This window comes from Enterobacter sp. PL_is514 (genome assembly GCF_055816715.1).
Genome location: NZ_JBVPGN010000023.1, coordinates 1 through 26,587, shown reverse-complemented (window position 1 = coordinate 26,587; position 26,587 = coordinate 1). Strand labels below are relative to the sequence as shown.

Below are 26,587 nucleotides of genomic sequence, written 5' to 3'. Positions count from 1 at the left end.
CCTACGGGCAAAAAAATCCCCGCTGATGCGGGGATTTTTATTCACGCTATTTACTCCCACTCCTGCAGGAACCGCTGCCCATACTGGTCGGCTACCAGCAGTGCCGCATAGACCTGATCCGGCGTTACGCCGCCGGGCATGTTGTGGATGGTTTCTCCTTCGGCACAGGAGGCTTCCGCGATCAGACGCATTTTGGCCGGAATATCCTCTTTGATGTTCAGCTGTGCCAGGGTGATCGGCAGCCCAACGCTGTGACAAAGCGCGGCGACGGTCTCTATTTCTTCTACCGGCGCGTTTTCCAGTACCAGCTGCGTCAGCGTACCAAACGCCACTTTTTCGCCGTGATAGAAGTGATGCGCGTCCGGCACCGCCGTCATGCCGTTATGAATAGCGTGTGCTGCCGCCAGCCCGCCGCTTTCAAAGCCTACGCCGCTGAGATAGGTGTTGGCTTCGATAATGCGTTCCAGCGCCGGTGTAACCACATGCTGTTCCGCCGCCAGCATGGCTTTTTCACCCTCTTCAACCAGCGTGTTGTAGCACAGCTCGGCCAGCGCGAGTGCTGCCTGCGTACATTTGCCGCCCGCCATGGTGGTCGCACCGCTGCGCGAGCAGGCGCGTGCTTCAAACCACGTCGCCAGCGCATCGCCAATCCCGGCGGCCAGCAGACGTGCCGGCGCACCCGCTACCACTTTGGTATCGACGATAACCATGTTCGGGTTGTGAGGCAGCATCAGGTAGCGATCGAACTCACCGCTGTCGGTGTAAATGACGGAAAGGGCGCTGCATGGCGCATCGGTGGAGGCGATAGTTGGCGCAATAGCGACGGGTACGTCCATGAAATGGGCCAGCGCTTTGGCGGTATCCAGCGTTTTACCGCCGCCAATGCCCAGCACTGCCAGGCAGTCGGCGCTGTCGGCCAGCTTTTTCAGGCGATCGATTTCATTTTGTGAACATTCACCACCAAACGGCGCGATTTCGGCATGCAGTTCGGCTTTTTTAAAACTCTGACGCAGGGTCTCTTCGGCAAAACCCAGCACAAATTTATCGCCGACCACCAGCCAGCGATTGGCCAGGGGTTTCAGGTAGTCGCCGAGACGGGTAAGCACATCAGCGCCCTGGATATATTTCCCCGGCGATTGAATGATACGGTCCATAACAGTTCTCCCTTAGAGGTTGAGGTTACCAAACGCGTTTTTCCAGTCCTGCTCAAACTTCTCTATGGCTGACTCTACCGCTGGCGTGCCGAGCATGTGTTGCGCTACGTCTAAGGGAAGCGTGATTGCCTCGCATCCCGCCAACAGACAGTCCAGCGCCTGACGCGGCGTTTTGAAGCTGGCGGCCAGCACCTTGCTTTCCGGCGCGTGCAGTTCCAGCAGAGACTGCAGCTCCTGCACCATGCGAATGCCGTCACCGCCCTGCGCATCAACGCGGTTTACGTACGGCGCGACATATTTCGCCCCTGCGAGTGCGGCGAGCAAGCCCTGTGCAGCGCTATAAACGGCGGTCCCCAGCGTGGTTATCCCCTCTTTTTTCAACGCCTTGATCGCGGTAAGGCCCTCAGCCGTGACAGGGATTTTCACCACGATGTCCGGTATGGCGTTACTCAAACGTTTGGCTTCCGCCACCATGCCTTCGGCATCGCGGCTCATGGTTTGAGCAAACAGCGTGCCTTCCGGTCCGATGGCTTTTTGCAGACGCGGCAGCACGTCCCAGATGGATTCGCGGCTGGCGGCGATGATGCTCGGGTTGGTGGTGACGCCCGCAATAGGAAAGATGCGCGCCAGACGTTCAACTTCCGCCACGTTGGCGGTATCCAGATACAGTTCCATTACTCTTCCTCGTTTCAGAGTTCTAATTCGTGTTGCAGCAGGGAGGCGATGGCCTCTTCTGAGCTGGCGTTGACCAGCGCGCTGCGGAAATCGTCATGCATGATGCGGCGTGCCAGACGGGAGAAAATACGCATATGCTGATCTCCCGCGGCGTGTTTATTCAGCGTCAGCATGATGATGAATTGCGCTTCTTCATCGCCCCACATGACCGGCGATTTCAGGCGTGCGACGCTGATGGTGGATTGCTCAATGTGCTCAGACTTGCTGTGCGGAATGGCGAAGCTGAAGCCAAGACCGGTAGAGAATACGGCTTCGCGCGCCCACAGATCGGCCTCCAGCTTGCGGGGGTAGCGGCAACGTCCGGCGAGCAGCAGGTTATCGGTCATCCCTTTCATGACCTCTTCTTTACTGTTCCAGTCATTGTCCAGCGAAATACAGCGAGGTGTGACCAACGGCGTGTCCTGCTGATTCATGCGGAACTGTGCCAGCAGGTGTTCCACTTCAAGCGAGGTGCGGCACGCCATGGCCTGGTTCAGCAGCTGGAGGCAGGCGCGGCTATCAAGCTGTGCCAGACGCGCTTTGGTTGCCGGAATGGCGGGCGACCCCATGCTCAGTTCGTCCAAACCCAGACCCACCAGCAATGGCAGCACCGAACCTTTTGCACCCAGTTCGCCGCACAGGCCAATCCATTTCCCCTGGCGATGGACGGCTTGCACCGCGTAATCCAGCGCCCGCAGGAAGGCTGGGTTCAGGCTGTTGTAGTGGCGTGTGACTTTGGCGTTGTCGCGGTCGACGGCCAGCAGATATTGCGTCAGGTCATTGCTGCCGATGCTAAAGAAATCAATCTCTTCACAGCACTGATCGATGATGAACATTACCGAAGGCACTTCCAGCATGATGCCGAGCGGGATTTTTTCATCAAATGGAATATGTTCAGCCCGGAGCTGCTGTTTCGCTTCGGCAAGTTTCTCTTTCACCCACAGGATCTCTTCCATAGAAGAGATCATCGGGATCATGATCTTCAGGCTGCCGTGAGCAGAGGCGCGCAGGATCGCCCGAAGCTGGGTGGTGAAAAGCGCTGCATACTCTTCGTAAATGCGTACGGCGCGGTAGCCGAGGAACGGGTTGTTTTCGGCCGGGATATTCAGGTACGCCACCGGCTTATCGCCGCCGATATCCATGGTGCGCACGATAATGCTGCGCCCGTTTGCACTCTCCAGCGCCTGACAGAAAATGTTGTACAGCTCGTTTTCACCGGGTGCGCTGCTGCGGTCCATATACAGCATTTCGGTGCGAAACAGGCCAACGCCCTCGGCGCCGTTCCCGAATGCTGCCTGCGCTTCCACCGCGTGGGCGATGTTCGCGGCAATCTCAACGCGCAGGCCATCGGCGGTTCTGGCTTCCCGATCGAGCCAGATACGCTGCTGCTCGCGTAGTGTCTGTTGTACTCGTGCTTCCTGGCGGTAGTAGCGTGCCACCGCATCGCTGGCGTTGACCACGACCGCACCGGCATTTCCATCAATAAATACGGATTTATTGCGCCACTGCAGCAGGCTTTCACTGTCGACGCCCACCAGCGTCGGAATATTAAAGGAACGTGCAAGAATGACGGTGTGCGAGGTGGTTCCGCCGCTTTTTAACAGCAGCCCCTTAAGTAAGGTTTTATCGAGTTCCAGGAACTGGCCGGGCGTAAGATCATCAGCCAGACAAACACTCTGTTGAGTGAGCTGTCCCGGTGCGGGGAAGCGTTGTTCACCATAAATCTGTTGTAAAAGTTGATAGCAGACATCGCGCACATCCAGCGCACGTTCCCGTAAGTAGCTGCTGCTGGAACGAGAGAACGTATCGCAGAAATGGTTGGCTGTGGCGATTGTCGCTTGCGCACAGCTTAGCCCCTGGCTTACGCCCGCAAGAAGATGCTGGCGCAAAGAGGTATCCGTAGCCAGCGAACGATGGGCTTCAAGAATGGCGCTGGCGGTGCTGTCGCTGTCCAGCGCGCGCAGCTCAATATTTTTCACCAGCAGGGTGAGGCCGCTATCCAGCGCTGACTGCTCTTCTTCCACGTTTTTCGCGTCGGGTAAATCCGTCAGTGCATTGAGATCCAGCGAGGTCAGCAAGGTCAACACGCCCTGGGCGCTACCGCTGCAAACGGGCAGGGCGCGGAAAAGCGTTGGATTAAGGCGCGCGAGGGATTCTGGCAGCGGATCGCGCTCAATATTGATGGCTTCTGCGAGCGTCGCATCACAGTGTGGAAACTCTTCCCGGAGCCATTGTTCCAGCTGTTGATGGGCGCTCTGCTCATCTTCACCGTGGATCACCAGACGACAGGCGTCGCCTGCCAGCGTGTCGGTGCCAATAAGTGCCAGTGCGCTCTTGGCATTCCCTTTTCGGTCGGTGCGCAGATTATGCCATTCGATCTGTGAGATAAACGTATTGCACAGCGTCTCCACATGACTTGCCGGACGCGCGTGAACCCCGTTGGGTAATTCACAGGTAAATTCCACTACCAGAGCCATACACACTCCTGAAAGCAATCAACATTCATTGGGGAACAGCATACGAGCGTGGTGATGATGCGCGCCATGTGACAAATATGCCAAACACTGGATAAATGTAATATCACGCGAAAAGTGAGATTTGACTCACAGGTTATTAATTTTTGCTTAGCGCCGGAGTGCTTCGAAATGTCGAGGCGGATCGCATTTTCATTTCGACATTACAAAAATCCAGTAAATGGCCTTTTTGTCTCCTGTCCGCCGTCTTCCTGATTGCCTATTGTTTGCCACAACATCTTTATGGTTTTAGGCCTGGAGCGACATATGAAAGAGTTGGTGCATATTCTCAAGAACACGCGGCAGCATCTGATGACCGGGGTGTCGCACATGATCCCGTTCGTGGTCGCGGGCGGTATTTTGCTGGCGGTTTCAGTCATGCTGTACGGCAAGGGCGCGGTACCGGATGCCGCAACCGATCCCAACCTCAAAAAGCTATTCGATATCGGCGTGGCGGGGTTAACGCTGATGGTGCCTTTCCTGGCCGCCTATATTGGCTACTCCATTGCCGAGCGCGCCGCGCTTGCTCCCTGTGCTATTGCCGCGTGGGTTGGTAACAGCTTCGGTGCGGGTTTCTTCGGCGCCATTATTGCCGGGATCCTCGGCGGGATTGTGGTCTGGTATCTGAAAAAACTGCCGGTCCCGAAAGTCCTGCGCTCCGTCATGCCTATCTTCATCATCCCTATCATCGGCACCTTTGTTACCGCGGGCATCATGATGTGGGGTCTGGGCGAACCTGTTGGTGCGTTGACGACGGGCTTAACCCAGTGGCTGCAAGGGATGCAGCAGGGCAGCATCGTCGTGCTGGCCATCATCATGGGGTTGATGCTGGCCTTCGACATGGGCGGCCCGATTAATAAAGTCGCCTATGCCTTCATGCTGATCTGCGTTGCTCAGGGCGTCTACACCGTGGTGGCGATTGCGGCGGTAGGCATCTGCGTGCCTCCTCTGGGCTTAGGCCTGGCGACGTTGATTAATCGCAAGAATTTTACCGGTGAAGAGCGCGAAGCGGGCAAGGCTGCATTAGTGATGGGCTGCGTGGGGGTCACCGAAGGGGCCATTCCGTTCGCCGCAGCCGACCCTCTGCGTGTCATTCCCTCCATCATGCTGGGATCCGCGTGCGGCGCAGTGACGGCTGCCGTGATGGGCGCGCAATGTTATGCCGGATGGGGCGGGCTTATCGTTCTCCCTGTGGTGGAGGGCAAACTGGGCTACATCGCGGCGGTTGCCTTAGGGGCTGTGGTGACTGCCATTAGCGTCAACGTGCTGAAGAGTATTGCCCGCAAGAATGCAAAACAGGTCGATGAAAAAGAGGACGACCTGGATCTGGATTTCGAAATTAACTGAGTGAGGAAGAGAACATGGCCCGAATTATCGCAGTAACCGCATGCCCGTCAGGCGTTGCTCATACCTACATGGCGGCCGAAGCGCTGGAAAGCGCCGCTAAAGCCAAAGGCTGGGAAGTGAAGGTTGAAACGCAGGGGTCGATTGGTCTTGAGAACGAACTGAATGCTGAGGATATCGCCGCAGCGGATATGGTGATCCTGACCAAAGATATTGGCATTAAGTTCGAAGAACGTTTTACCGGGAAAACCATCGTGCGCGTCAACATCAGCGACGCGGTGAAACGCGCTGACGCCATCATGAACAAAATTGATGCCCACCTGGCGCAAACCGCCTGACGCTCTCCCGCCCTTCGGGGCGGGCTCGTTTTCCGTTACAGGAGTTCCCTCATGACGAATCGTACCCAGCGTTTGAAAGACGCACTTTTTGCCAGCCCACGTGAAATCTCGCTTGAGCGTGCTTTGCTCTATACCGCCAGCCATAAGCAGACGGAGGGCGAACCGGTTATCCTCAGGCGTGCAAAAGCCACGGCGTACATTCTTGACCATGTGAACATCGCGATTCGTGATGAGGAACTGATTGCCGGAAACCGGACCGTTAAACCGCGTGCGGGCATTATGTCTCCTGAGATGGATCCCTACTGGCTGCTTAAGGAGCTGGACCAGTTTGCCACGCGTCCGCAGGATCGCTTTGAAATCAGCGATGAGGATAAGCAGATCTACCGTGACGTGCTGTATCCCTACTGGGAAAAACGGTCGATGAAGGATTTCATTAACAGCCAGATGACGGATGAGGTGAAAGCCGCTGTGGGGACGCAAATTTTCAGCGTCAACCAAACGGACAAAGGGCAGGGGCATATCATTATTGATTATCCGCGCCTGCTCAATAACGGCCTGGGTGTGCTGGTGGAGGAATTGCGCGAACACTGCGCCCGCGATGCGCAGAACACGTTCTATGCCGCCGCACTGATTCTGCTTGAAGCGTCCCAGCGTCATATTCTGCGCTACGCCGCGCTGGCTGAAACCCTTGCTACCGTCTGTGATGAAGCTTCACGGCGTGAAGAATTACGGAAGATGGCAGAAATCTCGCGCCACAACGCGCAGCATAAGCCGCAAACGTTCTGGCAGGCGTGTCAGCTCTTCTGGTACATGAACGTCATTTTGCAGTATGAATCTAACGCCAGCTCGCTCTCCATCGGGCGCTTTGACCAGTACATGCTGCCCTTTTATCAGGCCTCGCTCTCACAGGGCGAAGAACCCGCGTTCCTGAAAGAGATTCTGGAATCGCTGTGGGTGAAGTGCAATGACGTGGTGCTTTTACGCTCCACCAGCAGCGCCCGCTATTTTGCCGGGTTCCCGACCGGGTATACCGCACTATTGGGCGGCCTGACGGAGAGCGGGCGTAGCGCGGTTAACGTGCTCTCCTTCCTGTGTCTGGATGCTTACCAGAGCGTTCAGCTTCCTCAACCGAACCTCGGCGTGCGGGTTAACGAACTTATCGACCGGCCCTTCCTGCTTAAAACGGCGGAGACGATCCGCCTGGGTACCGGCATCCCGCAGATCTTTAACGATGAAGTGGTGGTGCCTGCCTTCCTCAACAGGGGAGTGTCGCTGGAAGATGCGCGCGACTACGCGGTGGTTGGCTGTGTAGAGCTGTCAATTCCGGGTAAAACCTACGGTCTGCACGATATCGCGATGTTTAACCTGCTGAAGGTGATGGAAATCGCGATGCAGGAGAACGAAGGCAACGTAGCGCTGAGTTATGAAGGCTTGCTGGAGCATATTCGCGCCAAAATTAATCACTACATTGCGCTGATGGTTGAGGGGAGCAATATCTGCGATATCGGCCATCGTGACTGGGCTCCGGTGCCATTGCTCTCTTCTTTTATCAGCGATTGCTTAGCATCAGGGAAAGACATCACCGACGGTGGCGCGCGCTATAACTTTTCCGGCGTGCAGGGCATCGGGATAGCGAATTTGAGCGACTCGCTGCACGCCCTGAAAGGGCTGGTCTTTGAACAGCAGCGCTTAAGTTTTGACGCGCTGTTAGCCGTGTTAAACGCTAACTTTGCTACGCCTGAGGGCAAAAAAATCCGCGCCCGGTTGATCAATCGCTTCGAAAAATACGGCAATGATATCGATGATGTCGACAACATCAGCGCTGAACTGCTGCGCCACTACTGTAAAGAGGTCGAAAAATACCGCAACCCGCGCGGCGGGCAGTTCACCCCGGGTTCTTATACCGTATCGGCACACGTGCCGCTGGGGGCGGTGGTGGGGGCAACGCCCGATGGCCGTTTTGCCGGGGAACAACTGGCAGACGGTGGGCTTTCGCCGATGCTTGGACAAGATATGCAGGGTCCGACGGCGGTACTGAAATCGGTAAGTAAGCTGGATAACTATCTGTTATCTAATGGCACGCTGCTAAACGTTAAATTCACCCCTGCGACGCTGGAAGGCGATGCCGGGCTGCAAAAGCTGGCGGATTTCCTTCGCGCCTTCACCCAGCTTAAGTTGCAGCATATCCAGTTCAACGTGGTGAATGCGGAAACACTGCGTGAAGCGCAACAGCGTCCGCAGGATTTTGCCGGGCTGGTGGTACGCGTTGCAGGCTACAGCGCCTTCTTTGTTGAGCTATCGAAGGAGATCCAGGATGACATTATCCGCCGCACAGCGCATCAGCTGTGACGTGGTTGAAACGCGCGTCGACGTGGCGCGTATTTTCAATATCCAGCGCTACTCATTAAATGACGGACGCGGCATCCGCACGGTAGTTTTTTTTAAAGGCTGCCCTCACCGCTGTCCGTGGTGCGCGAATCCGGAGTCGATCTCGCCGAAAATCGAAACGGTGCGTCGGGAAAGTAAATGCCTGCACTGTGTTCCCTGCCTGCGGGACGCAGATGAATGTCCGTCCGGTGCCTTCGGGCATATCGGAAGAGATGTGACCCTGGATGAGCTGGAAAACGAGGTAATGAAAGACGATGTCTTCTTTCGTTCCTCGGGAGGCGGGGTGACGCTTTCGGGCGGGGAAGTGTTGCTGCAGGCGCCTTTCGCGACAAAGTTTCTACAGAGGTTGCGTCGTTTCGGCGTGCATACGGCCATCGAAACGGCAGGCGATGCGCCGTTGTCCCGACTAATGCCGCTGGCGCGCCAGTGTGATGAAGTGCTGTTTGATTTGAAGATCATGGACACGGCGCTGGCCCAATCAATTGTGGCAATGAATCTTCCCAGAGTACTGGATAATTTCCGTCAGCTGGTGGCTGACGGGATAAACGTGATTCCCCGCGTCCCGCTTATTCCTGGCTATACGCTTAACGAAACGAACATGGCGCGCGTGCTGGCTTTCCTGCTACCTTCAGGAATACGGCAGCTGCATTTATTGCCCTTCCATCAGTATGGGGAGCCAAAATACCGCCTGCTGGGGCAGAAGTGGGGAATGCGGCAAGCGAGCCCGCCGACAGAAGATGAGGTGTCAGCGATGCGTCTACTGGCCGAGCTCGAAGGTTTCAATGTTACCCTGGGAGGCTGAACATGACAGTGATAGCGGGACGTCATCTGGTGGCGGTGACCGCGTGCGTCAGTGGCGTCGCACATACCTATATGGCTGCCGAACGGCTGGAAAAGCTCTGCCAGCAGGAGAAGTGGAGCGTTAACATCGAGACGCAGGGAGCGCTGGGCGTTGAGAGCGAGCTTACGGAAGAGGACATCCGGCGTGCCGATGTCGTATTGCTCATTACTGATATCGAACTGGCGGGCAGTGAACGTTTCGAGCATACGCGCTACGTGAAGTGCGGTATTAACGCCTTTTTACGTGACCCACAAAAGGTGATGGGAGCGGTGCGTAAAATGCTATCCGCTCCGCAGCATACTCAGGTCATTCTGGACTAGCTGCCTTTCCGGTGAGCTGACTGTGATACTGGCGACGGTATTCTGACGGCGAACGCTCCGTGTTCTTGCGAAATAACCGGCAGAAGTAGTTGCTGTCGACAAATCCGCAGGCATGCGCCACCTCTTTCACTTTTAAATCATACCCTTTCAACAGCTGGCGCGCGTGTTCAAGCCGGGTATGCGTCAGGTATTCATTGAAACCCACTGCGCCCGTTTTCTGGAACAGATGCGACAGGTAGTTTGGGGAGATATAAAACGCCTGCGCGACGGATTCCCGGGTAAGCGGAGTGGCGAAGTGTTCGTCAATATAGACCCGAATCGCTTCAAACAGAGCCCGACTGCGGGAGGCGGTTTGGATCTGACTCCCCAGCAGGTCGACGCTGTGGCTAAGCAGGCTGGCGATAATCAGCCGCGCGGTTTGCTGCTCGTGCGGTTGCATCTGCATTTCATGGAGCGTCTGTAAGAGAAGCGAGCCAATGCGCGGACCGCGGCGGGCAACGTGCTGCTTCGCCAGGTTACGAACGTCTACACCGTCCCAGTGCAAAAGGCTAAACCCAAGCTGCTGTTTGCCAAACAGGATGCTCAGCGTTGTTGCGGGGGCTTGCCATTGTGGATTATTCCAGCCGCCAGCCGGGACGTATAAAACATCACCCTGCTGTAAAACGCAGGCAGCCTGGTCTTTCATCGAACCTTCGATCACAATCTCCAGACGCGGAAAATCGACCTGCAAGGCAAGTTCGGGGGCTGAGGTCGCTGGGTTTGCAAAATGCACCTGACGCAGCGGCGTTGTGCTGTTGATCAGGTCCGTCAGGATGCGGGTAATGTCGTGGTGCATGGTGGATACCAGGGTATTGCCGGGTGGCGCTAACGCTTACCTGGCCTACTTAACGTAGGCCCGTGCAAGCGCAGCGCCGCCGGGCATAAAGCATTAGCCGGTGTTACGCATACCCGCCGCAACGCCCGCAATCGTCACCATCAGCGCCTGTTCAACGCGCGGATCCGGTTCTTTCCCTTCTTCTTCCGCCAGACGCGAACGGTGCAGAAGTTCTGCCTGCAGGACGTTCAGCGGGTCGGTGTAAATGTTACGCAGCTGAATAGACTCTGCAATCCACGGCAGGTCCGCCATCAGATGTGAGTCGTTGGCGATGTCCAGCACCACTTTGATGTCGCCTTCCAGCAGTTCGCGCAGCTCTTTACCCAGCGCCCACAGTTCAGGTTTCACCAGACGCTGGTCGTAGTATTCCGCCAGCCACAGGTCAGCTTTCGAGAAGACCATCTCCAGCATTCCCAGACGGGTAGAGAAGAATGGCCAGTCGCGGCACATGGTTTCCAGTTCGTTCTGTTTGCCGTCTTCCACCACTTTTTGCAGCGCAGCACCGGCACCCAGCCAGGCGGGCAGCATCAGGCGGTTCTGCGTCCAGGCAAAGATCCACGGGATCGCGCGCAGAGACTCTACGCCACCGGTTGGGCGACGCTTCGCAGGACGTGAGCCCAGCGGCAGTTTACCCAGCTCCTGCTCAGGGGTGGCTGAGCGGAAGTAAGGGACGAAATCTTTGTTTTCACGCACGTAGCCGCGGTACAGATCGCAGGAGATAGCCGACAGCTCGTCCATGATATGGCACCAGGAGGCTTTCGGCTCCGGCGGTGGCAGCAGGTTGGCTTCCAGGATCGCGCTGGTATAGAGCGACAGGCTGCTGATGGTCACTTCCGGCAGGCCGTATTTGAAGCGGATCATCTCGCCCTGCTCGGTGACGCGCAGGCCGCCTTTCAGGCTTCCCGGCGGCTGCGACAGCAGCGCTGCGTGCGCCGGTGCGCCGCCACGGCCAATTGAACCGCCGCGTCCGTGGAACAGGGTCAGTTCAATACCGGCTTTCTCGCAGGTTTTGATCAGTGCGTCCTGCGCCTGATATTGCGCCCAGGATGCCGCCATCACGCCCGCGTCTTTCGCGGAGTCGGAATAGCCAATCATCACCATCTGTTTGCCCTGAATAAAGCCGCGGTACCAGTCGATGTTCAACAGCTGGCTCATCACGTCGTTGGCGTTGTTCAGGTCGTCGAGGGTCTCAAACAGCGGGGCGACCGGCAGGGCGTAGTCGATTCCCGCTTCTTTCAGCAGAAGGTGAACGCCAAGCACGTCGGACGGGGTCTTCGCCATGGAGATCACATAGGCGGCCACCGATCCTTTCGGCGCATCAACGATCGCTTTACAGGTGTTGAGCACTTCGCGGGTTTCGTTGCTTGGCTCCCAGTTGCGCGGCAGCAGAGGGCGCTTCGAGTTCAGCTCGCGGATCAGGAACGCCTGCTTGTCAGCTTCGGACCAGCTTTCATAATCGCCGATGCCGAGATAGCGGGTCAGCTCGCCCAGCGCTTCGGTATGACGGGTACTTTCCTGACGTACGTCGATACGCACCAGCGGCACGCCGAAACACTTCACGCGACGCAGGGTGTCGAGCAGTTCGCCGTTAGCGATGATACCCATCCCGCAGGCCTGCAGTGATTTATAACAGGCGTAAAGCGGCTCCCAGAGCTGTCCGTTCTGGCTGAGCAGGCCTTCTGGTTTTGGCAGGCGCTGGCCTTTCAGGCGTGCTTCCAGCCAGGCCTGAGTGGCCATCAGCTGACCACGCAGCTTTTTCATCAGGAAACGGTACGGCTCGCTGGCGCCTTCTTCGCCGGCGAGCGCGCGCAGTTCCGGCGTTGCTTCAACCATCGACAGCTCGGAGATCAATACCTGAATATCTTTCAGGAACAGATCGGTCGCTTTCCAGCGGCTCAGCAGCAGGACGTGGCGGGTGATTTCCGCGGTCACGTTCGGGTTGCCATCGCGGTCACCGCCCATCCAGGAGGTGAAGCGCACCGGCACGAAATCGACCGGCAGGCGGTAGCCGAGGTTCTCTTCCAGCTGCTCGTTCAGCTCGCGCAGGTAGTTAGGCACCCCTTCCCACAGGCTGTTTTCCACCACCGCAAAGCCCCATTTGGCTTCGTCGACCGGGCTGGGGCGATGCTTACGAATTTCATCGGTGTGCCAGGACTGGGCAATCAGCTGGCGCAGACGGCGCATCAGCTGGTTGCGTTCGTAGTCGGCAATGTCTTTGTTATCCAACTGCTTGAGGCAGTTGTTCACTTCCACCATTTTGTGGATCAGGGTGCGACGGGTAATTTCGGTTGGGTGTGCGGTCAGCACCAACTCCAGTGAAAGCGACTCCACCGCTTTTTTGATGGTGGCTTCGTTGAGGTCTGGCTGGTCTTTCAGTTTACGAAGGGTGCGGGCAATGACTTCCGGGTTGCTGGCCGCTTCGCCGTTTGGCGAAATGCTGTGGTATTGCTCAGCGGTGTTGGCCAGGTTCAGGAACTGGCTGAAGGCGCGTGCAACGGGCAGCAGCTCATCGTTAGAGAGGTTCTGCAAGGTGGTGAGCAGCTCCTGACGACTGGCCTCGTTACCGGCGCGGGAAGATTTAGACAGCTTGCGGATGGTTTCAACGCGGTCGAGGATGTTCTCCCCCAACGCATCTTTGATGGTATCTCCAAGCACTTTGCCGAGCATACTGACATTACTACGCAACGCGGAATATTGTTCGTTCATAAAAACCCAGTCACCCCATCATTTTTGTTTATGCCCAGGCGAAAATCTTCTGGACATTATTTTGTCATCTCCCTTTATAAAGCCACGTAAAACCCCCGTCGTCAATTGCTGCGAAAACGGTTCAGCAAACGAATAAATGCGGGCAATTTACGAAATTTAATTCGCATTGCGTCAGATAAGAGATGCTTATGGGAATGTGACGGAGATCGCGGGATTTACTCCCCTCACCCTGCCCTCTCCCCAAAGGGGAGAGGGTGTTCAAATTCCCTCTCCCCTTTGGGGAGAGGGTTAGGGTGAGGGGCAGTTTTTAATGCCAGCAGAAGTGATGCACAACCTGGGTAATCAGTTCGCGGGTGGGCTTGATGAAGCGGGTCTCCAGATATTCATCCGGCTGGTGCGCCTGGTTGATGGAGCCAGGGCCAAGGACCAGGGTAGGGCACAGCGTCTGAATAAACGGCGCTTCGGTGCAGTAGTTCACCACGTCGGTTTTCTCACCGAGCAGTTTTTCCACAACTTCAACCAGCTGATGGTCCGGCGGGCATTCATAACCCGGGATCGGCGGATGCAGTTCGGAGACCGTCAGGCGACCCGGCCAGCGCTCGCTCACCGGGGCCAGAGCCTCATTCAACAGGCCGTCAAGATCGCTCAGGGTCATGCCCGGCAGCGGGCGGATATCCATGTGCAGTTCGCAGCAGGCGCAGATACGGTTGGAGGCATCACCCCCGTGCAGGCTGCCGAGGTTCAGCGTCGGATACGGCACGGTGAACGCCTCGTAGTGATAGCGTTCTTTCAGATCGTCGCGCAGGGTCATGATGCGGCCGATGGCGTCATGCATCAGCTCGATGGCGTTCACGCCGCGCGCCGGATCGCTGGAGTGGCCGGACTGGCCCAGCACGCGCACGGCGGTAGAAATATGGCCTTTGTGCGCGCGGATCGGTTGCAGAGACGTCGGCTCACCGATAATGGCGCAATCCGGGCGAATCGACGTGTTTTCAGAGAAGTAGCGCGCGCCCGCCATGCTGGTCTCTTCATCAGCGGTCGCCAGAATGTAGAGCGGTTTTTTCAGCTTCGTCACGTCCACGTCACGCAACGCGTCGAGGATAAAGGCGAAGAAGCCTTTCATGTCGGCGGTGCCCAGACCGTAGAGCTTGTTGTCGTGCTCGGTCAGGGTGAACGGATCGCGCGTCCATCGGCCATCGTCAAACGGCACGGTGTCGGTATGACCGGCCAGCAGCAGGCCGCCCGCACCGGTTCCGGTGCTGGCGAGCAGGTTAAATTTGTGGCGAGTGCCGGGGACGGGCTGAACCTCAACGTTAAACCCAAGATCGCTAAACCAACCCGCCAGCAGATTGATTAAAGACTCATTGCTCTGATCCAGCGCTTCTTCCGTTGCGCTGATGGACGGTGTGGCAATCAGGGCGCGGTAGATCTCGATAAATGGCGGTAAGTTCATTTTCATTGTTGACACACCTTAGGTCGTGATAGTATCAATATTCATGCAATAAATGTGAATAAAAATACATTAACGTTGAGCATAAAGGAACCCGATGTTGAATACGCTGATTGTAGGCGCTAGCGGTTATGCGGGCGCAGAGCTTGTAAGCTACGTGAATCGCCATCCACATATGACCATAACCGCTTTGACCGTGTCAGCGCAAAGCAATGATGCAGGAAAGTTAATTTCCGATTTGCATCCGCAGCTTAAGGGCCTGGTCGATCTGCCGCTGCAGCCCATGTCTGACATCAGCGAGTTTACCGACGGCGTCGACGTGGTGTTTTTAGCCACCGCGCATGAGGTCAGCCACGACCTGGCGCCGCAGTTTCTGGCGGCCGGCTGCGTGGTCTTCGACCTCTCCGGCGCGTTCCGCGTTAACGACGGCGCGTTTTACGAAAAATATTATGGTTTCACCCATCAGCACCCGGATCTGCTTGAAAAAGCGGTGTACGGCCTGGCGGAGTGGAGCGCAGATAAACTGAAAGAAGCGGACCTGATTGCCGTTCCGGGCTGCTACCCGACGGCGGCGCAGCTTTCCCTGAAGCCGCTGATCGACGCGGGTCTGCTGGATCTGAACCAGTGGCCGGTGATCAACGCCACCAGCGGCGTGAGCGGTGCAGGACGCAAGGCGGCGATCTCCAATAGCTTCTGCGAAGTGAGCCTTCAGCCGTATGGCGTGTTTAATCACCGTCATCACCCTGAAATCACGACGCATCTGGGCGCGGACGTCATTTTCACCCCGCACCTGGGCAGCTTCCCGCGTGGGATCCTCGAAACCATCACCTGCCGCCTGAAACCGGGCGTGACCAAAGAGCAGGTGAGTGAGGTCTTCACGCAGGCGTATGCGGATAAACCGCTGGTGCGCCTGTACGACAAAGGCGTGCCGGCGCTGAAAAACGTGGTCGGTCTGCCGTTCTGCGATATCGGCTTTGCCGTTCAGGGTGAGCATCTCATCGTGGTGGCCGCAGAAGATAACTTACTGAAAGGCGCTGCCGCACAGGCAATGCAGTGTGCAAATATTCGTTTCGGTTTCCCGGAAACGCAGGCTCTTATTTAAGGTGTGATGATGAACCCATTAATTATCAAACTCGGTGGTGTACTGCTGGACAGCGAAGAAGCGCTGGAGCGTCTGTTTACCGCGCTGGTGAACTATCGCGAATCACATCAACGTCCGCTGGTGATTGTGCACGGCGGTGGCTGTGTGGTGGATGAGTTGATGAAAGGGCTCAACCTGCCGGTGAAAAAGAAGAACGGCCTGCGCGTGACGCCTGCTGACCAGATTGACATCATTACCGGCGCGCTGGCGGGTACGGCGAACAAAACGCTGCTGGCGTGGGCGAAGAAACACCATATTGCGTCCGTGGGCCTCTATCTGGGCGATGGCGACAGCGTAAAAGTGACCCAGCTCGACGAAGCGCTCGGTCATGTTGGACTGGCGCAGCCAGGTTCGCCTAAGCTGATTAACACGCTGTTGGAAGGCGGTTTCCTGCCGGTGGTGAGCTCCATCGGCGTGACCGAAGAGGGCGAGCTGATGAACGTTAACGCTGACCAGGCGGCGACCGCGCTGGCGGCAACGCTGGGTGCGGACCTGATCCTGCTTTCCGACGTGAGCGGTATTCTGGACGGTAAAGGCCAGCGCATTGCGGAAATGACGGCTGAGAAAGCCGAGCAGCTGATTGCTCAGGGCATCATCACCGACGGCATGATCGTCAAAGTGAACGCCGCGCTGGATGCGGCACGCACGCTGGGCCGCCCGGTGGATATCGCCTCATGGCGTCACGCGGAGCAGCTTCCGGCGCTGTTTAACGGCACGCCGATTGGCACGCGTATTTTAGCGTAATCGATTTAATGTTTTGTAGGCCCGGTAAGCGCAGCGCCACCGGGCAATGAAATTCAAAGATATTAAGGAAGCATGTTATGGCACTTTGGGGTGGGCGTTTTACACAGGCAGCGGATCAGCGGTTCAAACAGTTCAACGACTCTTTGCGCTTCGACTACCGCCTGGCCGAACAGGATATTGTCGGCTCTGTGGCCTGGTCCAAAGCGCTGGTAACGGTAGGCGTACTGACCGCAGACGAACAGTTACAGCTGGAAGAAGCGCTGAACAATCTGCTGGAAGAGGTGCGTCTGGATCCGCAGCAAATCCTGCAGAGCGATGCCGAAGATATTCACAGCTGGGTGGAAGGCAAACTGATCGACAAAGTCGGCCAGCTGGGTAAAAAGCTGCACACCGGGCGCAGCCGTAACGATCAGGTCGCCACCGACCTGAAGCTGTGGTGTAAAGATACCGTTAGCGAACTGCTGGCGGCCAACCGTCAGCTGCAGAGCGCGCTGGTGGAAACCGCGCAGAACAACCAGGACGCGGTGATGCCGGGTTATACCCACCTGCAGCGCGCGCAGCCGGTGACCTTTGCGCACTGGTGTCTGGCCTACGTAGAGATGCTGGCGCGTGACGAAAGCCGTCTGCAGGATACCCTGAAACGTCTGGACGTCAGCCCGCTGGGCAGCGGCGCGCTGGCGGGTACGGCGTATGAAATCGACCGTGAACAACTGGCAGGCTGGCTGGGCTTTGCCTCCGCCACCCGTAACAGCCTGGATAGCGTCTCCGACCGCGACCACGTGCTGGAGCTGCTCTCCAATGCGTCTATCGGGATGGTTCACCTCTCGCGCTTTGCCGAAGACCTGATCTTCTTTAACTCCGGTGAAGCGGGCTTCGTCGAGCTGTCCGACCGCGTGACCTCAGGTTCATCCCTGATGCCGCAGAAGAAAAACCCGGACGCGCTCGAGCTGATCCGCGGCAAATGTGGTCGCGTGCAGGGTGCGCTGACCGGCATGATGATGACCCTGAAAGGGCTGCCGCTGGCGTACAACAAAGACATGCAGGAAGACAAAGAGGGGCTGTTCGACGCGCTCGACACCTGGCTGGACTGTCTGCATATGGGCGCGCTTGTGCTGGACGGCATTCAGGTGAAACGTCCGCGCTGCCAGGAAGCGGCGCAGCAGGGCTATGCGAACTCTACCGAACTGGCGGATTATCTGGTGGCGAAGGGCGTACCGTTCCGTGAAGCGCACCATATTGTCGGTGAAGCGGTTGTGGAAGCCATTCGTCAGGGTAAACCGCTGGAGGATCTGGCGCTGGCCGATCTGCAGAAGTTCAGCGCGGTTATCGGGGATGATGTGTATCCGATTCTGGCGCTGCAGTCCTGTCTGGACAAGCGTGCCGCGAAAGGCGGCGTGTCGCCGAAGCAGGTGGCGCAGGCGATTGCGGATGCGAAAAACCGGCTGGTTTGAACCGTGCGGGCTGGTGCCCTCACCCCGGCCCTCTCCCACAGGGAGAGGGAGAAAAACGGAGCCTGGCTTAGCGCCGGGCTTTTTTACGCAAAAAAAAGCGGACCACGGGGTCCGCAAAAGTTCACGTTGGCTTTAGTTGTTCGAGTTTTGAGAGAAACTCGCTGACGGTGCGGGGACGTCAAGGGTCAAACACGTGCCGCCTCGTCTATGTGGTGTATTATTCAACAGAATGCTTGATAGGGATAATCGTTCGTTGCTATGCTATCTATCGCCATGAACTATCGTGGCGACGGAGGATGAATAATGAATATTCGTGATCTTGAATACCTGGTAGCGTTAGCCGAGCATCGTCACTTTCGCCGCGCGGCAGATTCCTGTCACGTCAGCCAGCCCACGCTGAGTGGCCAGATCCGCAAGCTGGAAGACGAGCTGGGCGTGATGCTGCTGGAGCGCACCAGTCGTAAGGTTCTGTTCACACAGGCAGGTCTTCTGCTGGTGGATCAGGCGCGCACCGTGCTGCGCGAGGTCAAAGTGCTCAAGGAAATGGCAAGCCAGCAGGGGGAGGCGATGTCCGGCCCGCTGCATATTGGCCTGATCCCAACCGTTGGCCCGTACCTGTTGCCGCACATCATTCCGATGCTGCACCAGACGTTCCCGAAACTCGAAATGTACCTGCACGAAGCGCAAACCCATCAGCTGCTGGCGCAGTTAGATAGCGGCAAGCTCGACTGCGCCATTCTGGCACTGGTAAAAGAGAGTGAAGCCTTTATTGAAGTGCCGCTGTTCGATGAGCCGATGATGCTGGCGATCTATGAAGATCACCCGTGGGCGAACCGCGATCGCGTGCCGATGGCCGATCTGGCGGGTGAAAAGCTGCTGATGCTGGAAGATGGCCACTGCCTGCGCGACCAGGCGATGGGCTTCTGCTTCGAAGCGGGTGCGGATGAGGATACCCATTTCCGCGCAACCAGCCTGGAAACGCTGCGTAACATGGTCGCGGCGGGAAGCGGTATAACGCTGCTGCCTGCGCTGGCCGTGCCGCGCGAGCGTAAGCGTGATGGCGTGGTCTATTTGCCGTGCATCAAGCCGGAGCCGCGTCGCACTATCGGCCTGGTATATCGTCCGGGTTCACCGCTGCGCAGCCGCTATGAGCAGCTGGCAGAGGCCATCCGTGGTTCGATGGATGGCCATTTCGACAGCGCGTTAAAACAGGCGGTTCAGGCCGTTTAGTGCCGCTACCCGGTAGGCTTCCGCCATGGTCGGGTAGTTAAAGGTGGTGTTAACGAAGTACTCAATGGTGTTACCACCACCTTTCTGCTCCATTATCGCCTGTCCGATATGAATGATTTCCGCGGCGCGTTCACCAAAGCAGTGAATCCCGAGGATCTCTTTCGTCTCGCGGTGGAACAGGATCTTCAGCGTTCCCACGCTCATCCCCACGATTTGCGCCCGCGCCAGATGTTTAAACTGCGCACGACCCACCTCGTAAGGCACCTTCATAGACGTCAGCTGCTGCTCGGTTTTCCCTACGGAACTGATTTCCGGGATGGTGTAGATGCCCGTCGGGATATCTTCAATCAGATGCGCCGTCGCTTCGCCTTTTACCAGCGCCTGTGCGGCAATGCGTCCCTGGTCGTAAGCGGCTGAGGCCAGGCTTGGGTAGCCAATCACGTCGCCGACCGCGTAAACGTGTGGCAGGGCGGTCTGATACATGCTGTTGACCTTCAGCTGACCGCGGCTGTCGGTCTCAAGTCCGATATTTTCCAGCTGCAGGGAATCGGTGTTGCCGGTTCGGCCGTTGGCGTACAGCAGGCAGTCTGCTTTCAGCTTCTTGCCGGACTTCAGGTGCATGATCACCCCGTCGTCACAGCCTTCGATCTTCTCGTACTCTTCGTTGTGGCGAATGACCACGCCGCTGTTCCAGAAGTGGTAGGAGAGCGAATCTGACATTTCCTGATCGAGGAACGCCAGCAGGCGGTCGCGGGTGTTGATCAGGTCAACTTTGACGTCCATTCCGCGGAAGATCGACGCATATTCGCAGCCAATAACTCCTGCGCCATAGATAATGACGTGGCGGGGTTCATGGTGCAGGCTCAGAATCGAATCGCTGTCGTAGACGCGCGGGTGCGAGAAGTCCACGTCGGCCGGATGGTATGGGCGTGAACCGCAGGCAATCACAAATTTTTCAGCGGTAATAGTTTCAACCGACCCGTCGTGGCATTCGAGTGCCAGGGTGTGTTCATCCACAAAATGCGCGTTGCCCTGCAAAATTTCGCAGTGGTTACGCTCATAAAACCCCTGACGCATACGCGTCTGCTGGTTAATGACGGTATCCGCGTGATTCAGGATGTCGGCAAAAGATGAACGAAGAAGTCGGGAATGGTCGCTGTAAAGAGGGTTCTGGTTAAATTCGATAATGCGGCTAACGGCGTGGCGGAGGGCTTTCGAAGGGATGGTGCCCCAGTGGGTGCAACCGCCGCCGACATTATGGTAGCGCTCGATGACCGCTACTCTGGCTCCCTGTTTCACCAGACCCATAGCAGCGCCTTCGCCGCCGGGGCCGGAACCAATAACTATTGCGTCGTAATCGTAGGAATGTGGCATGGCAAGGCTTACCTGTTCTTATACATAAAAGCAACAGAATCATAACATCATTGCCAGAGTAACCCAATTATCGTTGTGCTTTTTTCCGGCAGTGGAGCACAAACCGCACGTAAACAATCATTCACAAAGCCAGGCAAACAGATTAATTTTATTCTCTGGTATAGTGCCATCAGGCCTTTGGAAGGATTCAACTATCGTGATGGGCGTAAGAGCACAACAAAAAGAGAAAACCCGGCGTTCGCTGGTGGAAGCCGCATTCAGTCAACTGAGTGCCGAGCGGAGTTTTGCCAGTTTGAGCCTGCGCGAAGTCGCACGCGAGGCCGGGATTGCGCCAACGTCCTTCTATCGTCACTTCCGTGATGTGGATGAACTGGGCCTGACCATGGTCGACGAGAGCGGCCTGATGCTGCGTCAGCTGATGCGCCAGGCGCGTCAGCGTATCGCCAAAGGGGGCAGCGTGATCCGCACCTCCGTGTCGACCTTTATGGAATTTATCGGCAACAATCCCAACGCGTTTCGTCTGCTTCTGCGCGAGCGTTCGGGCACCTCGGCAGCGTTTCGTGCCGCCGTCGCGCGCGAAATTCAGCACTTCATCGCGGAACTTGCCGACTATCTTGAACTCGAAAACCATATGCCGCGTGCGTTTACTGAAGCACAGGCCGAGGCGATGGTGACGATTGTATTCAGCGCGGGTGCCGAAGCGCTGGATGTCAGCATTGAACAACGCAAGCAGCTCGAAGAGCGACTGGTATTACAGCTCAGGATGATCTCCAAAGGCGCGTACTACTGGTATCGCCGTGAACAAGAGAAACTGGCACATCAAACCGAAGAGTGAAGGTGAGTAATGAAACAGTCAGGTCAGGATAAAGGGACGCTGTTGCTGGCATTGATCGCTGGCTTATCCATTAATGGTACGTTTGCCGCTATTTTTAGCTCAATCGTGCCGTTTTCGATTTTCCCGCTTATTGCGCTGGTGCTGACGGTTTATTGCCTGCATCAACGCTACCTGAACCGCACCATGCCGGTGGGGTTACCGGGGCTGGCCGCCGCCTGCTTTATTCTGGGCGTATTGCTGTACAGCACCGTGGTTCGCGCGGAATATCCGGATATCGGCTCTAACTTCTTCCCTGCGGTACTGTCTGTGGCGCTGGTGTTCTGGATTGGCTCGCGCATGCGTAGCCGTAAGAGCCAGTTACCAGAGTAAAGGGTTTTGTCATTGTAGGCCGGATAAGCGAAGCGTCATCCGGCTTTTTTGGCAGGTGGCACTTCGCTTACCTGCCCTACAAGGCCATATTACTTCGCCGTGAGGAGTACACCGCACTCCATATGGTGCGTATACGGGAACTGATCGAACAGCGCCAGACGTTCAATACTGTGCGTCTGGCCTAATGTTTCGAGATTCTTGCACAGCGTCTCCGGGTTACAGGAGATGTACAAAATACGCGGGTACGCCTGCACCATCTTCTCTGTTTCGCTGTCCAGGCCACTGCGCGGCGGGTCGACAAAAATCGTCTCACACTGGTAGCTCTTCAGATCGATACCTTCCAGGCGGTTAAACTGGCGAACGCCATTCATGGCCTGGGTAAACTCTTCAGCGGCCATGCGAATGATCTGCACGTTGTCGATATGGTTGGCGGCAATGTTGTACTGCGCGGCGGCCACCGACGGCTTGGCGATTTCCGTTGCCAGCACGCGATCGAAGTTACGCGCCAGCGCCAGCGAGAAGTTGCCGTTACCGCAGTAGAGCTCAAGCAGATCGCCCGTTGACCCTTCCGTCGCCTTCAGCGCCCACTCCAGCATCTGCACGTTCATCGCGGCGTTCGGCTGGGTGAAGCTGTTCTCGACCTGACGGTAAACCATCTCTCTACCCGCTACCGGCAGGCGCTCGTCGATGTAGTCCTGATCCAGCATGATTTTGGTTTTGGTCGCGCGGCCAATCAGGTGAACGTTGATGTTCTGCGCGCGCAGCGCATCGCGCAGCGCTTCCGCCTGCTCGCGCCACTCGTCGTTAAGCGCTTTGTGATACAGGAGAGAGACAATCGCCTGATTGCTTTGCGTGGTCAGGTAGTCAATCTGGAAAAGCTTGTTACGCAGTACCGGATTGTTACGCACACCGTCCATTATCAGCGTCATTAACTGGTTAATGAGCTCGCTCGCCGCCGGAAAGCTGTCCACGCGGATACGGGACTTTGTCTGCTGATCGAAAATGATGTGGTACAGGTCGTCACCGTCGTGCCAGATGCGGAACTCGGCGCGCATGCGGTAGTGGCTGACAGGAGAGCGGAACACCTCGGGAACGGGCGCGTTGAAAGGCGTCATCATACTTTGCAGGCGGACAACTTTCTCTGCCAGCTGCGCGTCGTACTGTTCTGTCGGGAGGTGTTCTGGGGTCATGATGCGTCCTGAGTGATAAAGAATTACGCGGCGATTGTAGGCATTGTTCAGGGGATGTCCAGATTTAATGGCCAATAGCTGTCTGGACATCCATACGTGTCTAATTGTAGCATTCTGTTTCCGGTCTCCTGAGAGTGAAAAGGGAATCCAGTGTAAATCTGGAGCTGACGCGCAGCGGTAAAGACTGGCGGGATGAGCGTTGTAGACACTGTGTAAATGGGAAGTCTTCATCCTTATATAGCCACCTAGCCCGAAGACCTGCCGGGATCACGTCGCATTTGGTTTCATCATCGCGTGCTATCGATGAGGCCTGCGGCATCCTTCTTATATTGTGGATGCTTTAACAATGATTAAAAAAGTATCGCTGTTGACGGCGTTGTCCGTCACGGCATTTTCGGGCTGGGCGCAGGACAGCGCCGACTCGTTGGTGGTGACGGCAAATCGTTTTGAACAACCGGCAAAAACTGTTCTGGCACCGACGTCCGTCGTGACGCGTGAAGACATTGAGCGCTGGCAGGCAAAGAGCGTGGTGGAAATCATGTCACGTCTGCCAGGCGTGGATATCGCGCAAAGCGGTGGAATGGGCTCGAACTCTTCGACTTTTATTCGCGGAACGGAATCTCGCCATGTGCTGGTGCTGGTTGACGGTATTCCTTTGAATAACGCCGGGATCAGCAACGTTCCCGATCTGAGCCAAATCCCGACCTCGCTGATTCAGCGTATTGAGTACATCCGTGGTCCGCGTTCAGCCCTGTATGGCTCCGACGCGATTGGTGGCGTGATTAACATCATTACCGGACGTGATAAGCCGGGTGCAGAAATCTCAGCGGGTGTTGGCTCTAAGGGTTACCAGACCTATGATGGCGCCTTCCAGCAGGTGCTGGATAAAACCAAAATCACCATGGCCGGTAACTACACCTATACCCGGGGTTTTGACATCGCTGCAAAAGATGCGCCGCGCCAGCCTGACCGCGATGGCTTTATGAGTAAATCGCTGTACGGCTCCGTGGAACAGCAGATTACCGACAGCGTGAGCGGCTTCTTCCGTGGCTTTGGTTATGACAACCGCACCGCGTATGACGGTTACGATCACTACGACGCCAACTTTATGGTGGATGGACGACCTGATACTCGCCAGCTCTACAGCCAGAACTGGGATACCGGTCTGCGTTACAACCGGGGGATTTTCCAGTCACAGCTGGTGGCGGGTTACGGTCGCAGTAAAGATCAGAACTATGATCCGAAGAAAGGGCGTTACGCTGATTCCGCCACCATGGATGACGTGAAGCAGTACACCACCCAATGGCTCAACACCGTAGAAGTCGGTCACGGCAACATTGGCGCAGGTCTGGACTGGCAAAAGCAGAAGACCCAGGCTGGAACGGGCTATCTGGAGAAAGGTTACGAGCAACGCAATACCGGCGTCTTTGTTTCGGCGATGCAGCAGTTCAGCAGCGTGACGCTGGAAGCGGCGGCGCGTAATGACGATAACTCTAACTTCGGCAACCATGGCACGTGGCAAACCAGCGCAGCGTGGGAGTTTGTGGAGGGCTATCGCGTCATTGCCTCCTACGGTACCGCTTTTAAAGCACCGACCATGAGCCAAATCCACAGTGCCTCTTACGGTAATCCGGACCTTAAACCGGAGGAGAGTAAGCAGTGGGAAGGGGGCTTTGAAGGCCTGACGGGACCGGTCAACTGGCGTATCACCGGTTATCGCAATGACATTGATAATCTTATTAGCAGCGATCCGCATACGTATCGTTACTACAACGTTGACGAAGCACGTATTAAAGGTGTGGAAGCGACGGCACAGTTCGATACTGGCCCGGTCGGACATCAGATTTCCTATGATTATGTCGACCCGCGTAATGCCAAAACCAACGAAGTACTGGCCCGCCGTTCTAAACAGCAGGTTAAGTACCAGCTTGACTGGCAGGTATGGGATCTCGACTGGAACCTTGCCTATCGTTATCTGGGCACCCGCTATGATGTCGCGATTGATCCAGACACCTATTCGTCAGAACGCGTGAAAATGGGCGGTGTCAGTCTGTGGGATGTCGCAGTTTCGTATCCTGTCACCTCACATCTCACAGTTCGTGGTAAAATAGCCAATCTGTTCGATAAAGATTACGAGACAGTTTATGGCTACCAAACTGCAGGACGGGAATACACCTTGTCTGGCAGCTACACCTTCTAATCCGCGTCCCACCGTGCTGGTGTTTGATTCCGGCGTCGGTGGGCTTTCGGTCTATGATGAGATTCGGCATCTTCTGCCGGATCTCCATTACATCTACGCCTTCGATAACGTCGCTTTCCCGTACGGGGAAAAGAGCGAAGATTTTATTGTTGAGCGTGTGGTGGAAATCGTCACTGCGGTACAAAAGCGCTATCCCCTTGCGCTGGCCGTCATCGCCTGTAATACGGCGAGCACCGTTTCTCTTCCCGCCCTGCGTGAAAAATTCCAGTTCCCGGTTGTGGGCGTCGTTCCTGCAATAAAGCCTGCCGCGCGTCTGACGGCGAACGGCATTGTGGGCTTGCTGGCCACGCGAGGTACGGTAAAGCGTCCTTATACCCGCGAGCTGATCGACCGTTTTGCAAACGAATGCCAGATAGCGATGCTGGGTTCGGCTGAGCTGGTGGAGATGGCTGAAGCGAAGCTGCATGGCAAGGCGGTATCACTCGAGGAGCTGCGTCGTATTCTACGTCCGTGGCTGCGGATGCCCGAACCTCCGGATACCGTTGTGCTGGGTTGTACTCACTTCCCGCTATTACAGGAAGAGCTACTGGAGGTGCTGCCGGAGGGGACACGCCTTGTGGATTCCGGTGCGGCTATTGCCCGTCGTACGGCCTGGTTGCTGGAGCATGAAGCGCCGGATGCGAAATCTACCGATGCGAATATCGCGTTTTGTATGGCCATCACGAAAGAGACTGAGCAACTTTTACCCGTTTTACGCCGTTATGGCTTTGAAACGCTCGAAAAACTGGCGCTGTAGCACGGTTTTGAGCAAAAAAGAGACGGTTGAAAGTTTTTTTTAAAAGAGGGGTTGTCAACGTCTGAGAACTCCCTATAATGCGCCTCCACTGACACGGAACAACGGCTTACAGGCCGCCGGGTTAGCGGGGTTCAGAGATGAACGCCGGCAGAGAAAAGCGAAAATAATCACTTGACTCTGAATGAGGAAAACGTAATATACGGGACCTCGCAACGGTGAGCTTAACGCCGCGTTGCAACTGCTCTTTAACAATTTATCAGACAATCTGTGTGGGCACTCAAAGTGACATGGATTCTTAATGTCTTCGGACAATAAATGAATACCAAGTCTCTGAGTGAACATACGTAATTCATTACGAAGTTTAATTCACGAACATCAAACTTAAATTGAAGAGTTTGATCATGGCTCAGATTGAACGCTGGCGGCAGGCCTAACACATGCAAGTCGAGCGGTAGCACAGGAGAGCTTGCTCTCTGGGTGACGAGCGGCGGACGGGTGAGTAATGTCTGGGAAACTGCCTGATGGAGGGGGATAACTACTGGAAACGGTAGCTAATACCGCATAACGTCGCAAGACCAAAGAGGGGGACCTTCGGGCCTCTTGCCATCAGATGTG

21 protein-coding genes, 1 rRNA gene and 1 riboswitch are annotated in these 26,587 nt (G+C 56.3%); of the genes, 14 read left to right on the top strand and 8 right to left on the bottom strand.

From position 1 onward, the window contains the following. Positions 1-50: 50 nt before the first annotated feature. From gldA to ptsP, 3 genes are read right to left on the bottom strand one after another with little or no spacing between them, the layout of a single operon-like run. Positions 51-1,154, bottom strand: a complete 1,104-nt coding sequence (gene gldA, locus AC0TNG_RS01310; RefSeq protein ID WP_008501794.1) for a bifunctional L-1,2-propanediol dehydrogenase/glycerol dehydrogenase — start codon at positions 1,152-1,154, stop codon at positions 51-53. Positions 1,155-1,166: 12 nt separating this feature from the next. Continuing rightward, complete coding sequence (gene fsa, locus AC0TNG_RS01305) at positions 1,167-1,829, bottom strand: fructose-6-phosphate aldolase (RefSeq protein WP_208763348.1); 663 nt, start codon at positions 1,827-1,829, stop codon at positions 1,167-1,169. A gap of 14 nt (positions 1,830-1,843) precedes the next feature. Further along, entirely contained in the window at positions 1,844-4,345 is a 2,502-nt protein-coding gene (gene ptsP / locus AC0TNG_RS01300) for a phosphoenolpyruvate--protein phosphotransferase (protein ID WP_473712439.1), read from the bottom strand. 303 nt (positions 4,346-4,648) lie between these two features. Between ptsP and AC0TNG_RS01295 the strand changes: the two genes are divergently transcribed. Genes AC0TNG_RS01295 through AC0TNG_RS01275 form a run of 5 tightly spaced genes read left to right on the top strand, consistent with a single transcriptional unit; the run spans position 4,649 to position 9,612 of the window. Continuing rightward, a complete protein-coding gene (locus tag AC0TNG_RS01295; protein ID WP_267217759.1) occupies positions 4,649-5,728 on the top strand; it encodes a PTS fructose transporter subunit EIIC in 1,080 nt (359 codons plus the stop codon). Between the two features lie 14 nt (positions 5,729-5,742). Then, positions 5,743-6,063, top strand: coding sequence for a PTS fructose-like transporter subunit IIB (locus AC0TNG_RS01290; RefSeq protein ID WP_024909180.1), 321 nt, complete (start codon positions 5,743-5,745; stop codon positions 6,061-6,063). Positions 6,064-6,114: 51 nt separating this feature from the next. Beyond that, complete coding sequence (locus AC0TNG_RS01285) at positions 6,115-8,412, top strand: formate C-acetyltransferase (protein WP_473712440.1); 2,298 nt, start codon at positions 6,115-6,117, stop codon at positions 8,410-8,412. Then, positions 8,378-9,253 (top strand): [formate-C-acetyltransferase]-activating enzyme, encoded by an 876-nt coding sequence (locus tag AC0TNG_RS01280; RefSeq protein ID WP_267217757.1) that lies wholly within the window; start codon positions 8,378-8,380, stop codon positions 9,251-9,253. The genes AC0TNG_RS01285 and AC0TNG_RS01280 overlap by 35 nt, the downstream gene beginning before the upstream one ends. Before the next feature lie 2 nt (positions 9,254-9,255). Further along, entirely contained in the window at positions 9,256-9,612 is a 357-nt protein-coding gene (locus tag AC0TNG_RS01275) for a PTS fructose-like transporter subunit IIB (RefSeq protein WP_024909177.1), read from the top strand. Here AC0TNG_RS01275 and AC0TNG_RS01270 read toward each other — a convergent pair. From AC0TNG_RS01270 to argE, 3 genes are all read right to left on the bottom strand, one after another. Then, entirely contained in the window at positions 9,599-10,447 is an 849-nt protein-coding gene (locus AC0TNG_RS01270) for a helix-turn-helix transcriptional regulator (RefSeq protein ID WP_473712441.1), read from the bottom strand. The genes AC0TNG_RS01275 and AC0TNG_RS01270 overlap by 14 nt on opposite strands. 93 nt (positions 10,448-10,540) lie before the next feature. Next, complete coding sequence (gene ppc / locus AC0TNG_RS01265; protein ID WP_463727433.1) at positions 10,541-13,192, bottom strand: phosphoenolpyruvate carboxylase; 2,652 nt, start codon at positions 13,190-13,192, stop codon at positions 10,541-10,543. Between the two features lie 307 nt (positions 13,193-13,499). After that, a complete protein-coding gene (gene argE / locus AC0TNG_RS01260; protein ID WP_008501790.1) occupies positions 13,500-14,651 on the bottom strand; it encodes an acetylornithine deacetylase in 1,152 nt (383 codons plus the stop codon). An 88-nt stretch (positions 14,652-14,739) separates the two neighbouring features. Between argE and argC the strand changes: the two genes are divergently transcribed. The 4 genes from argC to oxyR all read left to right on the top strand — a co-directional run bounded on the left by argC (position 14,740) and on the right by oxyR (position 19,208). Next, a complete protein-coding gene (argC, locus tag AC0TNG_RS01255; RefSeq protein WP_024909174.1) occupies positions 14,740-15,744 on the top strand; it encodes an N-acetyl-gamma-glutamyl-phosphate reductase in 1,005 nt (334 codons plus the stop codon). Between the two features lie 6 nt (positions 15,745-15,750). Then, a complete protein-coding gene (gene argB, locus AC0TNG_RS01250) occupies positions 15,751-16,527 on the top strand; it encodes an acetylglutamate kinase (protein ID WP_155858022.1) in 777 nt (258 codons plus the stop codon). A 77-nt stretch (positions 16,528-16,604) separates the two neighbouring features. Beyond that, complete coding sequence (gene argH / locus AC0TNG_RS01245; protein WP_061716300.1) at positions 16,605-17,978, top strand: argininosuccinate lyase; 1,374 nt, start codon at positions 16,605-16,607, stop codon at positions 17,976-17,978. A gap of 303 nt (positions 17,979-18,281) precedes the next feature. After that, positions 18,282-19,208: a DNA-binding transcriptional regulator OxyR gene (oxyR, locus tag AC0TNG_RS01240; protein ID WP_023333839.1), complete on the top strand. Its 927-nt coding sequence runs from the start codon at positions 18,282-18,284 to the stop codon at positions 19,206-19,208. Here oxyR and sthA read toward each other — a convergent pair. Next, positions 19,182-20,582: a Si-specific NAD(P)(+) transhydrogenase gene (gene sthA, locus AC0TNG_RS01235; protein WP_008501785.1), complete on the bottom strand. Its 1,401-nt coding sequence runs from the start codon at positions 20,580-20,582 to the stop codon at positions 19,182-19,184. The two genes, oxyR and sthA, sit on opposite strands and share 27 nt — an antisense overlap. A 196-nt stretch (positions 20,583-20,778) precedes the next feature. Here sthA and fabR point away from each other — a divergent pair, with 196 nt between their 5' ends. Next, on the top strand, positions 20,779-21,417 hold the full coding sequence (gene fabR, locus AC0TNG_RS01230) for an HTH-type transcriptional repressor FabR (protein WP_008501784.1): 639 nt from the start codon (positions 20,779-20,781) through the stop codon (positions 21,415-21,417). 9 nt (positions 21,418-21,426) lie between these two features. Beyond that, entirely contained in the window at positions 21,427-21,786 is a 360-nt protein-coding gene (locus AC0TNG_RS01225; RefSeq protein WP_008501783.1) for a YijD family membrane protein, read from the top strand. 89 nt (positions 21,787-21,875) lie between these two features. Here the strand turns inward: AC0TNG_RS01225 and trmA are convergent, their stop codons facing one another. Beyond that, complete coding sequence (gene trmA / locus AC0TNG_RS01220; protein ID WP_473701775.1) at positions 21,876-22,976, bottom strand: tRNA (uridine(54)-C5)-methyltransferase TrmA; 1,101 nt, start codon at positions 22,974-22,976, stop codon at positions 21,876-21,878. A 104-nt stretch (positions 22,977-23,080) separates the two neighbouring features. Further along, positions 23,081-23,256, top strand: a riboswitch (cobalamin riboswitch). 66 nt (positions 23,257-23,322) lie between these two features. On the opposite strand from trmA, the gene btuB reads away from it, so the two are divergent. From btuB to AC0TNG_RS01205, 3 genes are all read left to right on the top strand, one after another. Beyond that, positions 23,323-25,176: a TonB-dependent vitamin B12 receptor BtuB gene (gene btuB / locus AC0TNG_RS01215; RefSeq protein ID WP_473701776.1), complete on the top strand. Its 1,854-nt coding sequence runs from the start codon at positions 23,323-23,325 to the stop codon at positions 25,174-25,176. Continuing rightward, a complete protein-coding gene (murI, locus tag AC0TNG_RS01210) occupies positions 25,121-25,972 on the top strand; it encodes a glutamate racemase (protein ID WP_048989427.1) in 852 nt (283 codons plus the stop codon). The genes btuB and murI overlap by 56 nt, the downstream gene beginning before the upstream one ends. A 383-nt stretch (positions 25,973-26,355) precedes the next feature. Continuing rightward, a 16S ribosomal RNA gene (locus AC0TNG_RS01205) occupies positions 26,356-26,587 on the top strand; the annotation flags it as partial.

Coding starts and splice junctions, on each gene's coding strand:
- gldA (WP_008501794.1), bottom strand. CDS start 1,154: ATGGACCGTATCATTCAATCGCCGGGGAAATATATCCAGGGCGCTGAT.
- fsa (WP_208763348.1), bottom strand. CDS start 1,829: ATGGAACTGTATCTGGATACCGCCAACGTGGCGGAAGTTGAACGTCTG.
- ptsP (WP_473712439.1), bottom strand. CDS start 4,345: ATGGCTCTGGTAGTGGAATTTACCTGTGAATTACCCAACGGGGTTCAC.
- AC0TNG_RS01295 (WP_267217759.1), top strand. CDS start 4,649: ATGAAAGAGTTGGTGCATATTCTCAAGAACACGCGGCAGCATCTGATG.
- AC0TNG_RS01290 (WP_024909180.1), top strand. CDS start 5,743: ATGGCCCGAATTATCGCAGTAACCGCATGCCCGTCAGGCGTTGCTCAT.
- AC0TNG_RS01285 (WP_473712440.1), top strand. CDS start 6,115: ATGACGAATCGTACCCAGCGTTTGAAAGACGCACTTTTTGCCAGCCCA.
- AC0TNG_RS01280 (WP_267217757.1), top strand. CDS start 8,378: ATGACATTATCCGCCGCACAGCGCATCAGCTGTGACGTGGTTGAAACG.
- AC0TNG_RS01275 (WP_024909177.1), top strand. CDS start 9,256: ATGACAGTGATAGCGGGACGTCATCTGGTGGCGGTGACCGCGTGCGTC.
- AC0TNG_RS01270 (WP_473712441.1), bottom strand. CDS start 10,447: ATGCACCACGACATTACCCGCATCCTGACGGACCTGATCAACAGCACA.
- ppc (WP_463727433.1), bottom strand. CDS start 13,192: ATGAACGAACAATATTCCGCGTTGCGTAGTAATGTCAGTATGCTCGGC.
- argE (WP_008501790.1), bottom strand. CDS start 14,651: ATGAAAATGAACTTACCGCCATTTATCGAGATCTACCGCGCCCTGATT.
- argC (WP_024909174.1), top strand. CDS start 14,740: ATGTTGAATACGCTGATTGTAGGCGCTAGCGGTTATGCGGGCGCAGAG.
- argB (WP_155858022.1), top strand. CDS start 15,751: ATGATGAACCCATTAATTATCAAACTCGGTGGTGTACTGCTGGACAGC.
- argH (WP_061716300.1), top strand. CDS start 16,605: ATGGCACTTTGGGGTGGGCGTTTTACACAGGCAGCGGATCAGCGGTTC.
- oxyR (WP_023333839.1), top strand. CDS start 18,282: ATGAATATTCGTGATCTTGAATACCTGGTAGCGTTAGCCGAGCATCGT.
- sthA (WP_008501785.1), bottom strand. CDS start 20,582: ATGCCACATTCCTACGATTACGACGCAATAGTTATTGGTTCCGGCCCC.
- AC0TNG_RS01225 (WP_008501783.1), top strand. CDS start 21,427: ATGAAACAGTCAGGTCAGGATAAAGGGACGCTGTTGCTGGCATTGATC.
- trmA (WP_473701775.1), bottom strand. CDS start 22,976: ATGACCCCAGAACACCTCCCGACAGAACAGTACGACGCGCAGCTGGCA.
- btuB (WP_473701776.1), top strand. CDS start 23,323: ATGATTAAAAAAGTATCGCTGTTGACGGCGTTGTCCGTCACGGCATTT.
- murI (WP_048989427.1), top strand. CDS start 25,121: ATGGCTACCAAACTGCAGGACGGGAATACACCTTGTCTGGCAGCTACA.